Genomic DNA, 13712 nt, shown 5'->3' on the forward strand with positions numbered 1-13712 from the left:
ACGTGAAATCGACCCCTATACAGATGTCGGACAAGGACGCCCCTGATGACGGTGACGCGGGCGTCATCCTTGAGACACGCAAGAAAACCCAACGCCCGCCGCTCTACAAGGTCATGCTTTTGAACGACGATTACACGCCGATGGAATTCGTCGTGCATGTCCTTGAACGGTTCTTCGGCATGAACCATGCCCAGTCTTTCGAACTGATGCTGACGGTTCACAAGAAGGGGCTGGCGGTCGTGGGGGTGTTTTCCTTCGAAGTGGCCGAAACCAAGGTGGCCCAGGTGATGGACTTTGCCCGTCGCCATCAGCACCCCCTGCAATGCACCATGGAAAAGGAATAGGTTCGGCCGATGCTGACCAACCGACTGATGTTCGCCCGCGACAGCGGGCTGCTTTCGCTGCCCGGGTCCGGGCGGCTTTGCGTGTTCGGCGCGCGTTCGGGTGACGATCTTTCCCTGCTGGGCGCGGATCTGCAGGTGGTGCAGACGCTGCGCCCCGATCACGACGCCCTCAAGGCGCGCGGGCTGGACGTGGTGACCGAGCCGACAGGCGATTTTGCCGCCGCGCTGGTGGTTCTGCCCCGCGCCAAGGATCAGGCGCGCGACCTGATCGCGCGGGCCGCCGCGCTGGTGGGGGATGGCCCGGTCTGGATCGACGGCCAGAAGACCGACGGCGCCGACAGCATGATCCGCGAGCTTCGCAAGCGCGCCACCCTGGGCGAGGTGATCGCCAAGGCCCATGGCAAGCTGTTCTGCGTGACGGGGGCAGATGTGGCCGATTGGCGCGCGGCGCCGTCGCGCCTGTTGAACGGCATGGTGACGGTGCCGGGTGTCTTTTCCGCCGATGCGATCGACCGCGGCTCACAGCTTCTTGCGGCGCATCTTCCGGCGCAGATGAAGGGCGTCGTCGTCGATCTGGGGGCGGGCTGGGGTTATCTTTCGGCCGAGCTTTCGGCGCGTGACGACATCAGCGAACTTCACCTGGTCGAGGCCGATCATGCCGCCCTGGCCTGTGCGCGCGACAACGTCACCGATCCGCGGGCGCGGTTCCACTGGGCCGATGCCACCACCTTTGCCCTTCCGGGCGGTGCCGATCACGTTGTGACCAATCCGCCGTTCCACATCGGCCGCGCGCCCGATCCGTCGCTGGGCCGTGCCTTTATCGCCGCAGCCGCGCGGATGCTGAAGCCGGGCGGGCAACTGTGGCTGGTGGCCAACCGACATCTGCCCTATGAGACGGAGCTTGGCGAGAAGTTCGTCAAGACCACCGATCTTGTGCGTGACCCGGCGTTCAAGGTGATCCACGCCGAGCGCCCGCGCAAGAAACCCCACTAGCCCGTTTCGGAGTGCCGCATGTCGTTTTCCATCGCAGGTAAGACCGCAGTCGTTACAGGGGCCGCCAATGGCATCGGCCTGGCCATCGCCCGCCATTTCGTCGACAACGGCGCCAATGTCATGTTCGCCGACATGGACGAGGACCGCCTGGCCAATGAATGTGGCGAGGCGCAGGAGAAATCCGATTCGATCCGGTATTTCTGTGGCGATCTGCGCGAAAAGCTGACCATCGCCAACCTACTGTCCGCCACGCTGGATGCCTATGACCGGGTCGATATCCTGGTGAATGCCTCGCGCCAGATGATGCCCACCGATCCGCTGGACCCCGATGACGATTCGATGTCGATCCTGCTTCAGCAGAACCTGATGACGACGCTGCGCCTGTCACAGCTTTTCGCCAACCGCATGATCAAGCAGGCCGCCGAGGATGGCCACGAGGACCGGCCCGCCGGGTCGATCATCAACCTCAGCTCGATCGCGGCGCGCCGCACCCATGCCAACCTGCTGGCCTATTCGGTCAGTTCGGCCGCACTGGACCAGGCGACACGTTCGCTTGCCGTGGCCCTCGCGCCCGAGCGGATCAGGGTCAACGCGGTGGCCTTCGGCAGCGTGATGAGCGCTTCGTTGAAATGTGCGATCAAGGACGACAAGACCGGGATGCGCGCCGACATCATCGACCACACGCCGCTGTCGCGCATCGCCAGCCCCGGTGAAGTGGCCGAAGCGGTGCAGTTCCTGGCCTCGGACGGGTCAAAGTTCATGACCGGCCAGATCCTGACGGTAGACGGCGGGCGCACCCTGCTGGATGTCGTCGACCGCGCGGCGCACTGAGCGGGCAGGCAGAAGGGGGTCAGCCATGAAAACCGATATGGACGAGCGCAAGGCGCGCGCCGCGGCCTGGTTCCGCGACTTGCGGGACACCATCGTCGCCGCCTTCGAGGCGCAGGAAGACCGGCACGCCGACGGCGCCACCGGCGGGCGTTTCGAAGTGACCCGGACGCAGCGCAAATCCGATGACGGCAGCGATGCCGGCGGCGGCCTGATGAGCGTGATGCGCGGCGGCGGCGTCTTCGAAAAGGTCGGCGTCAACATCTCGACCGTTCACGGCACGCTGGGCGAACGTGCCCAGGCGGCCATGGCGGCGCGCAAGGGCATCCCGGGCATGGCCGATGATCCGCGCTTCTGGGCCAGTGGCATCAGCCTGGTGGCGCATATGCAGAACCCCCACGCCCCCGCCGTTCACATGAACACCCGCATGTTCTGGACGCCCCATGCCTGGTGGTTCGGGGGGGGCTCCGATCTGAACCCCTGCATCGAATACCCCGAAGACACGGCGCATTTCCACGCCACGCAGAAAACCCACCTCGATCCGCACGGGCCCGACCTCTATCCGCGGCTCAAGGCCTGGGCCGACGATTATTTCTACATCCCTCACCGGGGCCGCGCCCGCGGGGTGGGGGGCATCTTCCTCGACGATCATTGCACCGGCGACTGGGAGGCGGATTTCGCCCTGATCCAGGACATCGGCCGCGCCTTCCTGCCGGCCTATCTGCCGCTGGTGGATCAGCGCCGCGCCATGGACTGGGGCGAGACCGAGAAGGATGTGCAGCTGGTGCATCGCGGGCTCTATGCCGAATACAACCTGGTCTATGATCGGGGCACGAAATTCGGGCTGGAAACCGGCCACGATGCCAACGCCGTGCTGATGAGCCTGCCGCCTCTGGCCAAGTGGGTCTGATCGCCTGAGCACCCTCGCGCGCTGCCCGGACGGGCGGCGGCGTTCTTTACATTCCCGCCTTTCAAACTGTACCAGCCGGTCTAGATTACCCCGTGGCCCGATGCGCGGGTCACTGCAAAGGCATTCCGATGACTGACACACCGCAAACCGCGACACCGCCCGATCCCCGGGCGCGCTGGGTCGCCATGGGCATTCTTCTTGTGGCCGGGTTCATGAACCTGATCGACGTGACCATCGTGAACGTCGCCCTGCCCAGCATGCAGGAGGCCTTTGCCGCCACCCCCGAACAGATCGAATGGGTGGTGGCCGTCTATATCCTGGTCTTTGCGCTGTGTCTCATCCCGGGGGGGCGGTTCGGTGACATCTACGGTCGGCGCAATGTCTTCATCGCCGGTGTCGTGGTCTTTACCATCGGGTCGGCCTTCTGCGGCCTTGCCCCCACGATCGAGGCGCTGGTGGGCGCAAGGGTGGTGCAGGGCATCGGCGGGGCGATGATGATTCCGCAAACCCTTGCCCTTGTACCGGCGCTGTTTCCCCCGGAAGAGCGGGGCGCGGCCTTCGCCCTGTTCGGGCTTTCGGCGGGGCTTGCCTCGGTCACCGGGCCGGTGCTGGGCGGGCTTCTGATCGGGGCCGATCTTTGGGGGCTGGACTGGCGGCCGATCTTCCTGGTCAACATTCCCGTCGGCCTTGCGGCGATCCTTCTGGCGCTGCGGTTCCTGCCGCGTGTCGGGCGCCGCCGCGACCTGGGGATCGACGCGGTGGGCATACTTCTGGCGGGGGTCACGCTTCTCATGGTGGTTTTCCCGCTGATCGAGGGGCGGGCGCTGGGTTGGCCCCTGTGGTGTTTCCTGATGATGGCGGGGGCGGTGCCCATGGCCTTTCTCTTTGCCCGCTGGCAGCGGCGGCAGGCCGAGGCCGAGCGCCCCGAGCTTCTTCCCGCCAGCCTTCTGGCCAACCGGACCTATCTTCTGGGCGTGCTGATCACCGCGCTGCTGTTTTCCGGCGTTCCGGGCTTTTTCCTGATCATGGCCCTGTTCCTGCAGAACGGCTTCGGGCTTACCCCGCTTGAATCGGGGCTGACGACGATGCCCTTCTCGTTCGGGGTGCTGGCGGCGTCACTGGTGGCGGGGCGGCTGGGCAACCGTCTGCTGCGTCCGCGGATCACGGCGGGCGGGCTGTCGGTGGCCATCGGCATGGGAAGCCTCTGGATCGTGGTGGGCATGATGGAGGATGAGATTCTGCGCAGCGCCTTCGTTCTGCCGCTGCTGTTGGCCGGGTTCGGGCTGGGCACTGCCATCTCGCCGCTGTTCAACACGATCCTGTCGTCGGTGTCGGGGCCTGACAGCGGCTCGGCCTCGGGAACGTTGCAGGCCTTTCAGCAGGTCGGCGGCGCCATGGGCGTTGCCATCGTCGGGCAGATCTTCTTCACGATGCTGGAAGGGGTGCCGGCGGCGGGCAGCCCCGCCGCGCATCTTGTCTATGAACGGGCCTTTTCAACCGCGATCGCCTATCCGGTGCTGTCCTTCGCGCTTCTGGCCGGGGCGGTCTGGCTTCTGCCCCGGCCCTCGTCGCTCAGCCCCGCAAGGTCTCAAGCATCAGCGTGACATTCTCGGGGTCGGCATCCGGCGTGATGCCATGCCCGAGGTTGAAGATATGCGGCCCCCCCGCAAAGGCGGCCTTGATGCGGCGCACCTCGTCGATCAGGGGCTGACCGCCTGTGACCATGTGTCCCGGGGCCAGGTTGCCCTGAACACAGCCATCAACCTGCACGTTCTTCACGGCCCACTCGGCGCTGACCGAATTGTCGAGCGCGACACAATCCGCGCCGGTTTCCCGGGCGAAACCGATATAGCCATCGCCCGCCTCGCGCGGGAAGGCGATGACCGGAACGCCGGGGTGGCGCGCCTTCAGTTCGGCGATGATCCGTTTCGCCGGTTCCAGGGCATAGCGGCGGAAATCATCGCCCTTCAGCGATCCGGCCCAGCTGTCGAACAGCTTGACCACCTCGGCGCCCGCGTCGATCTGGGCGGAAAGATATTCGATGGTCGCTTCGGTGATCCGCTCCAGCAGCGCCTCGAAGAGGGGGCGGTTGGTGTCCTTCAGGGCGTGGGCCGGGGCCTGGTCGGGGGTGCCGCGCCCGGCGATCATGTAGGTGGCCACGGTCCAGGGCGCACCGGCAAAGCCGATCAACGCCACGTCGGACGGCAATTCGCGCGACAGGATCTTCAGCGTCTCATAGACGGGCGACAGGTGGTCGTGCACCGCATCGGCGGGTTTCAGGGCGTCGAAATCGCCCTGGCCGGTGATGGTTGACAGGCGCGGGCCTTCGCCGGTGACGAACCACAGGTCGGCCCCCAGCGCATCGGGGATCAGCAGGATATCGGCAAACAGGATCGCGGCATCGAATCCGAAGCGGCGGATCGGCTGCAATGTCACCTCGGCGGCCAGGTCGGGGTTATAGCACAGCGACAGAAAGTCGCCGGCCTTGGCGCGGGTCGCCTTGTACTCGGGCAGGTAGCGGCCCGCCTGGCGCATCATCCACGCGGGCGGCGTGGGCAGCGTTTCACCGGCAAGTGCGCGCATCAATAACTTTTCGGCCATGGTATCCCCCGTCGGTTGCACCCATGGGTGGTCTGGTTCGCGGGACGGTTTGTCAAGCGGGTTTCGGTTGTCACCCGCCTGCGCCGGGGCTAGGGATTGGCCATGACAGCAGCTCTTCCCACACCCGCCCAACCGCTGAAGATCGGCACCCGGGGGTCGCCCCTGGCGCTGGCCCAGGCCCATGAAACCCGCGACCGCCTGGCCGCGGCCTTCGATCTGCCGCCCGAAGCCTTCGAGGTGGTCGTGATCGTGACCACCGGCGACAGGGTGCAGGACCGCGCCCTGAAAGAGATCGGCGGCAAGGGGCTGTTCACCCGCGAGATCGAGGCCGACATGCTGTCGGGCAAGATCGACATCGCGGTGCATTCGATGAAGGACATGCCAGTGTTGCAGCCCGAGGGCCTGGTGCTGGATTGCTATCTCCCGCGCGAGGACGTGCGCGATGCCTTCGTGTCGCTGGGCGGCGGGGCGCTGGATGCGCTGGAGGAGGGGGCCGTGGTGGGTACATCCTCGCTCCGGCGGCGGGCGCAGGTGCTGTACAAGCGGCCCGATCTGAAGGTGGTCGAGTTTCGCGGCAACGTGCAGACCCGGCTGCGCAAGCTGGCCGATGGCGTGGCCCAGGCCACCTTCCTGGCCATGGCGGGCCTGCGCCGCCTGAACCGGACCGGGGATGTGCCGCACATGCCGATTCCCGACGACGTGATGCTGCCCGCCGTGGCGCAAGGGGCCATCGGCATCGAAAGGCGCGCCGATGACAGCAGGGTGGCAGAGATGCTTGAGGCGATCCACGATTTGCGCACGGGTCAGCAGCTTGCGGCCGAGCGGGCCTTTCTGGCCGCGCTGGATGGCTCTTGCGAGACGCCCATCGGCGGGCTGGCGGTGCTGGACGGCGGCAGCCTGCACCTGCGGGGTGAGATCCTGCGCTCGGACGGGTCCGAATGCCTGGCCGATGCCACCTCTGGGGCGATCGAGGATGGTGCCGAGATGGGCCGCTCCATCGCCGCGGGCCTTCTGGCGCGGGCGGGCGAGGGGTTCTTCGACTGGCATCAGGCCTGAACGGGCATCCCCTCGCGGTCGGCGTAAAGCAGCGTCAGCGCACAGACCGTCACCATGGCGGCGCCGATGGTGGTGGCGACGGCATATCCCCCGAGCGCCGATCCCAGCGCGAAGACCCCCGCGCTGATGACCTGGCCGCCCAGGAACACCAGCGACACCAGCGAACCGCCGGTGCCGGGGCGGCGCGACATCATCTCCTGCACGTAAAGCAGCGGTAGCGAGGCCAGCACGCCCGCCCCGATGGCCCCCGGCGCGATCAGCAGCCAGACCACGGGCAACGCACCCAGAAACGGCAGCGCGAACAGGAAAGCGCCGTAGATCAGCGCGCCCAGCGTCAGGGCCGGGGTCAGGCCGATGCGCGCGGTCAGCCAGGGCAGGGCCAGGATCACCGGCATCTCAAGCCCGGCGACGATGCCCACGAAAAGGCCCACATCGCCCGGCCCGCGCCCCTCGGCCGCGTTCAGGATCAGGCCAACGGTTATCATGTAGACGGCGTTGGCCCCCTGTATCCCGGACAGCAGAACCAGCCGCGAGAGGACCGGCCAGCGGGCCATTTCGCCCAGGGCCGCGGCAAGCGACAACCCCGAGGCGGTATCCCTCCAGGCCGTCGCGCCGTCGCGCGGCCAGGCAAAGACGAAGATCGCCAGAAGTGCGGTGGCCGCCACCCCGCCGACGAAATAGACCGCCAGAAGGTTGACCCCCAGATTGAAGGCGACGGCCCATAGCGGCAGCACCACCAGGAAGGGCAGGCAGAAGATCGCGCGGATCGTCGTCTGGATCGCGGTGCGCCGTTCGGGCGGGTGGACCGACCCGGCCAGCCGCGCCAGGGCGAACAACTGGCCGAACAGCGTGCCGAAGGCCGGAAAGAACAGCACATGGGCCAGCACGAAGGCGACGGGACTGTGGGTCAGCGTCACGCCAAAGGCCCCGGCCATCCCGGCCAGGGCCATGAAGCGGGCCATGGTGCGGCGTTTGGCGCTGCGGTCGGTCAGGATGCCGACGCCCAGCGTCGCCACCAGCGACAGCGCCGAGCCTGTCATGAAGATCAACGCATATTGCCCGTCGGAGAACCCGAAACGCTCGATCCCGATCAGCGACTGATAGGCGCCCAGTGTGCTGCCCATGGTGCCGAAGGCGATCAGGCCAAGCGCGATCAGCCGCAGGCTGCGGTCGCGCAGGATGAGGCCAAGGGTTGTCACGGAATGACCTTGCCGGGGTTCATGATGCCGCCCGGGTCCAGCGCGTCCTTGATCCGGCGCATCACGTCCAGCGCGACCGGGTTCTTGCGTCGGGCCATGGTGGCGCGCTTGGCCTTGCCGATCCCGTGTTCGGCGGAAAAGCTGCCGCCCAGGTCGGCCACCACGTCCTCGATCCGGGCGACGATGGCGTCGGATTGCGGGATGCCGGCCTTGCTGGGCCACATGCTGAGGTGGACATTGCCATCGCCCAGGTGGGCAACCACCATGCTCTGCCCCTCGGGGTCGATGGCGTGAAAGGCGGTTTCGGCCTGGCGCAAGAAATGCTCGACCCCGTCCAGGGGCAGGGCCACGTCCATCAGCAGGACGGGTTGCTGCATCACCGACATTTCGCCGGCATCCTCGCGCCGGGCCCACATCTCGGCGCGCTGGGCCTCGTTTCGGGCGACCACGGCATCCAGGACACCGCCCTCTTCGGTCATCTCGCCCAGGGTCTGTTCCAGCAGGTCGACGATGGGCAGGCTGCCGTCTTCGTTGAGCGTTGCATCACGGGGGGCGGTGGCGCCGATTTCCACCATGATGTTCACGGCGTGGCGCTGATCGAAGGGCGCGCGGGCCTTGGGGCGCAGGCGCAGGTGGCGTTCGATATAGGCGGCGGGCATGTATTCGAAGGCTTCGACAGCGCCCCCCGTCGCGGCCTGAAGCCGGTTCAGCAAGGTCAGCGCATCGCCCAGCGAGGGCAGCGCCACCATCGCCGTGGCATAGGCGGCGGGCATGGGTTGCAGCTTCAGGACAGCGGCGGTGATGATGCCCAGCGTGCCCTCGGCGCCGATGAACAGGTCGCGCAGGTCAAAGCCCGAGTTGTCCTTGCGCAGCTCGCTCATCAGGTCGAGGATTTCACCGGTGGGCAGAACCACCTCGATCCCCAGCACCTGTTCGCGGGTATTGCCGAACCGGACGACGTTCGAACCGCCCGCGTTGGTGGAAAGGATGCCTCCCACCAGCGCCGATCCCCGTGCGCCCAGCGTGACCGGAAAGACCAGATCGTGCGCCGCGACGGCATCGTGGACATGGGACAGGATTACCCCCGCTTCGACAATGGCGGTGCGGGCGGCAGGCCGGATTTCGCGCACCGCACGCATCCGATCAAGCGAGATCATCAACTGCCCCGGCGCATGGGCGCCCCCCGCCAGCCCGGTGTTGCCCGACACCGGAACGACCGGGGTGCCGGTTTCATGGGCAAGCGCCATGATGGCCGCAACCTCGGCGGTGCTGCCGGGCCGCGCCACGGCCAGGGGTTGCCCCTTGTAGTTGCCTGTCCAGTCGCTGGCCCAGGGGGCGCAATCATCGCCGGTCGCGATGTTGGCCGGGCCGGTGATGGCGCGCAGTCGTTCGATGATGTCCATGGTCTGGCCCCCGCGGTTTCGTGCCGGCACTCTGTCGCCACCGGCCGGGATGTGCCAGCCCTTTCCCATGCGTTCAACCCGTGGAATGATGGCGCATGAGCTTCCTTGTGCGCTATCTTACCCATCCGCAGGTCGCGATTGACCCGCAGGGCGACATCACCCGCTGGTCGCTGAGCGATCTTGGCCGCGCGCGGGTTGGCGCACTGGTGCGCAGCGGGGCCTTGCAGGGCACCACGCGCATCGTTTCCAGCGACGAGACGAAGGCGGTCGAAACGGCCACGCCGCTGGCCGAGGCCCTGGGCCTGAACGTGGAAATCCGCGCGAACCTGCACGAGAACGACCGCAGCGCGACGGGTTTCCTGCCCCCGGCCGAATTCGAGGCCACGGCAGACCGCTTCTTCGCCCACCCCGACGACAGCATCCGGGGCTGGGAAACGGCACGCGCGGCGCAGGCGCGAATCGTCGGCGCGGTGGAACGCTGCCTTGCCGATCATCGCGGTGGCGATCTTCTGCTCGTCGGCCACGGGGCCGTGGGAACCTTGCTTTACTGTGCCCTGGCCGGGCTGGACATCAGCCGGAAGCATGACCAGGGGCCGGGCGGGGGCGGGTGTTTCCTGGCCTTCGACAGCGACCAACGCCGCCCAAAGGCGGGGTGGCAACCGATGGAGGCGATGGCGCCCGCCCCCCGCGCCTAATCCGCCGCCTGTTCGATCAGGTCCAGAACCTTCGGCCCAAGGTCCTGCACGATCAGCTTTACCCCCTCGGCGTTGGGGTGGATGCCGTCGCCCTGGATGTATCGGGCCAGGGTCGCCTGCCTATCGTCCATCCTTTCCAGCGCACCAAGGAAGCTGGGGGCATAGAGTGTGTCGTGGGTTTCGGCCAGGTCGGGATAGATCGCGTCGAAGTCGCGCTTGAACTCGGGGCCATAGTTGCCCGGCGCGACCATCCCGATCAGCAGCACAGGAATGCCGCGTTCGCCCGCCTTTGCAAGGATCGCGTCAAGATTGGCGCGGCTGCTGGCCGGGTCGATCCCGCGCAGCAGGTCGTTGCCCCCCAGCGCGACGATCATCGCGTCAACCTCGGGGGTCAGGGTCCATTCGACCCGCGACAGCCCGCCCGCCGTGGTGTCGCCCGAGACACCGGCATTCAGGACGGTGGCCTCGGCGCCCTGTTCGGCCAGCCAGGCGTTCAACTGCGGCACGAAGCCCTGGGCGGGGGGCAGGCCATAGCCCTGGGTCAGGCTGTCGCCCAGGGCGGCAACGGTGACGGGCGCCGCCAAAGCGGGGGCCACGGCCAGCGTCAGCGCCGCCGTCAGCGCCACGGCACGCTTGCGCAACCGCCCGACCGCCCCATATGCCAATGACAAGACCGTGCCGCGCCCAAGGAAAGACGCCCCGATGAATGAACCGATCCTGTCGCTCAGCGACATTACGCTTTCGCTGGACGGCAACGCCGGTCGGGTCGAGATCCTGAAGGGGATCAGCCTGGACGTGGCCAGGGGTGAAACGGTGGGGCTGGTCGGGCCTTCGGGGTCGGGCAAGTCGTCTCTCCTCATGCTGATGGGCGGGCTGGATCGCGCCACCGGGGGCCGGGTGCGGGTTCTGGGGCAGGATATCACCGACATGAACGAGGATGCCCTGGCCCGCTTCCGCCGTGAACATATGGGGGTGGTGTTTCAATCCTTCCACCTTATCCCGACGATGACGGCGCTGGAAAACGTCGCGACGCCACTGGAACTGGCCGGGCACGAGGATGCCTTCGCCCGTGCCGAGGCCGAGCTTGAGGCGGTGGGCCTGGGGGCGCGCAGCGGCCATTACCCGGCGCAGATGTCGGGTGGCGAACAGCAGCGCGTGGCCCTGGCCCGCGCCGCCGCGCCGCGCCCTGCGGTGCTGCTGGCGGATGAGCCGACGGGCAACCTTGACGGCACCACCGGCCAAGCGATCATGGAGCTTCTGTTCGGGCTGCGCGACCGGCACGGCGCCACTCTGGTCCTTGTCACCCACGCGCCCGAACTGGCCGAACGGTGCGACCGCACGATCCGGCTTGAGGATGGGCGCATCGCCCCCGAACACCGCGAAACGGCCACCGCCGCGGCGGAATAGGGGCTGGCCGCAAATGGGCGTCGGCCCTATCCTGCCCGCGACAACCGACGGCAGGAGGAAACCATGACCGACGCCCCCATGCGCATGACCCGGGCCCCATCCCTGCCCGGCCCGCACGAAGGCTACATGCCCGGTTTCGGCAACGATTTCGAAACCGAGGCCCTGTCTGGCGCCCTGCCGCAGGGGATGAACAGCCCGCAGAAATGCAACTATGGCCTTTACGGCGAACAGCTTTCGGGCACTGCCTTCACCGCGCCCAGCCACCAGAACGAACGCACCTGGTGCTATCGCATCCGCCCCTCGGTGAAACATTCCGCCCGCTATCAGAAAATCGACCTGCCGCACTGGAAAACCGCGCCCCACATTCCGCAGGACGTGACCAGCCTCGGCCAGTACCGCTGGAGCCCGCTGCCGCACGCCGATCAGCCGCTGACCTGGGTCACGGGCATGCGCACCATGACGACGGCGGGCGATGTGAACACCCAGGTGGGCATGGCCAGCCATGTCTACCTGGTGACGCAAAGCATGGTGGACGAGTATTTCTATTCGGCCGACAGCGAATTGCTTGTCGTGCCGCAGGAAGGGCGGCTGCGGTTCCTGACCGAACTGGGCATCATCGACCTTGCGCCCCAGGAAATCGCCATCCTGCCCCGTGGCCTGGTCTACCGTGTCGAGGTGGTCGAGGGGCCGTGCCGCGGTTTCGTCTGCGAAAACTACGGACAGAAATTCGCGCTGCCCGGGCGCGGGCCCATCGGCGCCAACTGCCTGGCGAACCGGCGCGATTTCAAATCCCCCGTCGCGGCGTTTGAAGACCGCGAGGCCGACAGCACCGTGACGATCAAATGGTGCGGCCAGTTCCACCGGACCCGCATCGGCCACTCACCGCTGGATGTGGTGGCCTGGCACGGCAATTATGCTCCGGTGAAATACGATCTGAACACCTATTGCCCGGTGGGGGCGGTTCTGTTCGATCATCCCGATCCGTCGATCTTTACCGTGCTGACCGCGCCTTCGGGGGTGGAGGGGACGGCCAACATCGACTTCGTGCTGTTCCGCGACCGCTGGATGGTGGCCGAGGATACCTTCCGCCCGCCCTGGTATCACAAGAACGTTATGTCCGAGCTGATGGGCAACATTCATGGCCAATACGATGCGAAACCCAAGGGCTTCGTGCCCGGCGGGATGAGCCTGCACAACATGATGCTGCCCCATGGCCCCGATCGCACCGCCTTTGAAGGGGCGTCGAACGCCGAACTGAAACCCCACAAGCTGGAGGATACCATGTCGTTCATGTTCGAAACCCGCTTCCCCCAACACCTCACCCGCTTTGCCGCGCAAGAGGCACCGCTTCAGGACGATTACATTGATTGCTGGGAGAGCCTGGAAAAGAAGTTCGACGGCACGCCGGGGAAGAAGTGAGGGGCGGCGTGCCGCGTTTCTTCAGGCGCCTGGGTTGTCCGATGCCAGCGCCGCGAGATTGGCAAGCGAGGCCGACCAGCCGTTGGAAAAGTCCTTGAACATCTCGGGCCCGACCAGGCTGGTGATCTGCAAGGTCAGTCGCAGCAGGCTCCCTGTCGCCGTCGCCGATATCTCGTGACTGCACAGCGAGATCGACATTGTCTCTCCGCCGACGGCAAGTGTTTCGGTCAAACAGAAGAATTCGGGCGTGACCACGTGGAACTGACCCAAGGTGTTGAAGTCGGGTGAGTCCTTTGGGCCACACCGGATTTTCTCGTGACCGCCGGGGCGAAGGTCGTATTCGTCGATGATGAGAACGCTGTCGTTGTCGGGGGCGCTCCATTTCTGCCGGGTGTCGCGGTCGGTGATCAGGTGGAACAGGCGTTCGGGAGAACAGGGAATTTCCCGTTCCAGCGTCAGGGTTTCGAAATCAGCCATCTTTGGGTTCCTTTTCAAGGTGTTCAGCAAGAGCGGAAAGGCGGTCGAGGCGGCCCTCCCAGAGGGTGCGGTGGTGGGTAAGCCAATCCACCGCCCGGGCGATGGGCGCCGCCTCCAGGTGGACCGTCCGAACCCGGCCCGCCTTTGCCGTATGGATCAGCCCGGCGGATTCGAGCTTTCCGAGATGCTTCAGGAACGATGGCATGGCCATGTCGTGCCCCAGGTGCAGCTCGGACACCGGGGCGGGGCCGGTCGTGAGACGTTCGATCACCGCACGGCGGGTCGGATCGGCAAGGGCCGAGAAGATGTCGTTCAGATTGTTATCCATATGGCTAAGTAATCAGGTGCGCGAACGCGGGTCAAGAGATACTTAGCCTTTG

At 66.5% G+C, this 13712-nt stretch carries 15 protein-coding genes; 9 read left to right on the plus strand and 6 right to left on the minus strand.

From position 1 onward, the window contains the following. The first annotated feature begins 23 nt into the window (after window positions 1-23). The 5 genes from clpS (at window position 24) to H7828_RS06945 (ending at window position 4679) form a co-directional block, all read left to right on the plus strand. Window positions 24-344 (plus strand): ATP-dependent Clp protease adapter ClpS, encoded by a 321-nt coding sequence (gene clpS / locus H7828_RS06925; RefSeq protein ID WP_226780377.1) that lies wholly within the window; start codon window positions 24-26, stop codon window positions 342-344. Window positions 345-353: 9 nt separating this feature from the next. Next, entirely contained in the window at window positions 354-1337 is a 984-nt protein-coding gene (locus H7828_RS06930; protein ID WP_226780272.1) for a class I SAM-dependent methyltransferase, read from the plus strand. Between the two features lie 18 nt (window positions 1338-1355). Then, on the plus strand, window positions 1356-2168 hold the full coding sequence (locus H7828_RS06935; protein WP_226780273.1) for an SDR family NAD(P)-dependent oxidoreductase: 813 nt from the start codon (window positions 1356-1358) through the stop codon (window positions 2166-2168). Between the two features lie 25 nt (window positions 2169-2193). Then, window positions 2194-3075, plus strand: a complete 882-nt coding sequence (gene hemF / locus H7828_RS06940) for an oxygen-dependent coproporphyrinogen oxidase (RefSeq protein ID WP_226780274.1) — start codon at window positions 2194-2196, stop codon at window positions 3073-3075. A 128-nt stretch (window positions 3076-3203) separates the two neighbouring features. Continuing rightward, entirely contained in the window at window positions 3204-4679 is a 1476-nt protein-coding gene (locus H7828_RS06945) for an MFS transporter (RefSeq protein ID WP_226780275.1), read from the plus strand. On the opposite strand, the gene hemE is transcribed toward H7828_RS06945, so the two are convergent. Further along, window positions 4648-5676 carry a uroporphyrinogen decarboxylase gene (gene hemE / locus H7828_RS06950; protein WP_226780276.1) on the minus strand — a complete coding sequence of 343 codons (1029 nt, stop codon included), beginning with the start codon at window positions 5674-5676 and terminating at the stop codon, window positions 4648-4650. The two genes, H7828_RS06945 and hemE, sit on opposite strands and share 32 nt — an antisense overlap. Window positions 5677-5778: 102 nt before the next feature. Between hemE and hemC the strand changes: the two genes are divergently transcribed. Further along, window positions 5779-6732 (plus strand): hydroxymethylbilane synthase, encoded by a 954-nt coding sequence (gene hemC / locus H7828_RS06955; RefSeq protein ID WP_226780277.1) that lies wholly within the window; start codon window positions 5779-5781, stop codon window positions 6730-6732. On the opposite strand, the gene H7828_RS06960 is transcribed toward hemC, so the two are convergent. Together H7828_RS06960 and H7828_RS06965 are read right to left on the minus strand one after the other, a co-directional pair. Next, the gene (locus H7828_RS06960; RefSeq protein ID WP_226780278.1) at window positions 6723-7931 is read right to left on the minus strand and encodes an MFS transporter; all 1209 of its coding nucleotides are present in this window, start codon (window positions 7929-7931) and stop codon (window positions 6723-6725) included. The genes hemC and H7828_RS06960 overlap by 10 nt on opposite strands. Beyond that, window positions 7928-9334, minus strand: coding sequence for an FAD-binding oxidoreductase (locus H7828_RS06965; RefSeq protein WP_226780279.1), 1407 nt, complete (start codon window positions 9332-9334; stop codon window positions 7928-7930). Before H7828_RS06965 ends, H7828_RS06960 begins: the two co-directional genes overlap by 4 nt. Before the next feature lie 95 nt (window positions 9335-9429). On the opposite strand from H7828_RS06965, the gene H7828_RS06970 reads away from it, so the two are divergent. Next, window positions 9430-10029, plus strand: a complete 600-nt coding sequence (locus H7828_RS06970) for a histidine phosphatase family protein (RefSeq protein WP_226780280.1) — start codon at window positions 9430-9432, stop codon at window positions 10027-10029. Here H7828_RS06970 and H7828_RS06975 read toward each other — a convergent pair. Beyond that, window positions 10026-10694 carry an arylesterase gene (locus H7828_RS06975; RefSeq protein WP_226780281.1) on the minus strand — a complete coding sequence of 223 codons (669 nt, stop codon included), beginning with the start codon at window positions 10692-10694 and terminating at the stop codon, window positions 10026-10028. The two genes, H7828_RS06970 and H7828_RS06975, sit on opposite strands and share 4 nt — an antisense overlap. A gap of 37 nt (window positions 10695-10731) precedes the next feature. Here H7828_RS06975 and H7828_RS06980 point away from each other — a divergent pair, with 37 nt between their 5' ends. Both H7828_RS06980 and hmgA read left to right on the plus strand, forming a co-directional pair. Then, window positions 10732-11436 (plus strand): ABC transporter ATP-binding protein, encoded by a 705-nt coding sequence (locus H7828_RS06980; RefSeq protein ID WP_226780282.1) that lies wholly within the window; start codon window positions 10732-10734, stop codon window positions 11434-11436. A gap of 63 nt (window positions 11437-11499) precedes the next feature. Further along, a complete protein-coding gene (gene hmgA, locus H7828_RS06985) occupies window positions 11500-12855 on the plus strand; it encodes a homogentisate 1,2-dioxygenase (protein ID WP_226780283.1) in 1356 nt (451 codons plus the stop codon). 21 nt (window positions 12856-12876) lie between these two features. On the opposite strand, the gene H7828_RS06990 is transcribed toward hmgA, so the two are convergent. Beyond that, window positions 12877-13332, minus strand: coding sequence for an SRPBCC domain-containing protein (locus H7828_RS06990; protein WP_226780284.1), 456 nt, complete (start codon window positions 13330-13332; stop codon window positions 12877-12879). Next, window positions 13325-13660 (minus strand): ArsR/SmtB family transcription factor, encoded by a 336-nt coding sequence (locus H7828_RS06995; protein WP_226780285.1) that lies wholly within the window; start codon window positions 13658-13660, stop codon window positions 13325-13327. Before H7828_RS06995 ends, H7828_RS06990 begins: the two co-directional genes overlap by 8 nt. Between the last annotated feature and the right edge of the window lie 52 nt (window positions 13661-13712).

Origin of the sequence: Oceaniglobus trochenteri (genome assembly GCF_020529025.1) — a bacterium.
Lineage (GTDB): Bacteria > Pseudomonadota > Alphaproteobacteria > Rhodobacterales > Rhodobacteraceae > Oceaniglobus > Oceaniglobus trochenteri.